The organism is Roseateles sp. P5_B10, assembly GCF_056400485.1.
Genome location: NZ_JBFULE010001388.1, coordinates 1 through 826 on the forward strand (window position 1 = coordinate 1; position 826 = coordinate 826).

The 826-nt window shown below is 71.6% G+C and carries 1 protein-coding gene; it reads right to left on the minus strand.

The window, feature by feature from the left end; genetic code table 11:
- Positions 1-826 (minus strand): POTRA domain-containing protein (locus AC1DU6_RS33530; protein WP_477862668.1); only part of this gene is annotated, 826 nt, incomplete at both ends.

Genomic DNA, 826 nt, shown 5'->3' on the forward strand with positions numbered 1-826 from the left:
GATGCAGCCATTCGATGCGCGCCGTCGTCCACTGACCGCGGCTGGGGAAGGCGAGGGAGTCCAGCGTGTCGGTGTGCAGTTCCAGGTATTGCTGGCCATAGCTCTGCGAGCGGCGRCTGCCCTCTGGGACGACGGGCAGCACCACCTCGTCGCTGGCACGCAGGCGGCCGATGCCGAGCCGCAGGTCGCCCAGGCCGGCGATGCGGTGGCCGAGTTCCAGCTGCGCGCTGGTCAGGCTGCTGGACAGGCGCAGCGCGCGCTGGCCCTGGTCGAAGACGTCGTTGCTGCCGGCCGTGTAGGCAAGCTTGGCGCTGGCGAACCAGCGCGAGCCCGGGCCGAGCGGCTGGTAGAACTCGGTGTTGAGGCCGCGCGAGGAGCCGATGCGGGCGACCGAGCGCAGCTCCGCGCCCCAGGGGTTGAGCCAGTTGGCGACGTGCATGGCCACCAGCGAGTAGCTGTTGGCATCGGCGAAGTTGCTGTACAGCTCCAGGCCGAAGCGCACACGGCTGGCGGCCCAGTCGGCCTCGGTGAGCTTGAACTCGACGCTGCGCCGTCCGTCGCGGTCGTCGATCTCGGTCTCGATGCGCTCGAAATCGCCGGTGCCGTCCAGCCGCTCGACGGCCCGGGTCAGGTCGGCGCGGCCTACTGTGTCGCCCGGCTGCAGGGCCAGTTCGGCCCGCAGCGCCTCGGCGTTGACCCGCTGAGCGCCGGTAATCTTCAGCTCAGCCAGCGGCAGGGCACTCAACGCTGACTCGGGCGGGCCGAGGCGGCGGGCCTGCAGGGCCGCGTGGGCAGCAGGCGCGGCCAATTCCGCCAGGCGCTCGCC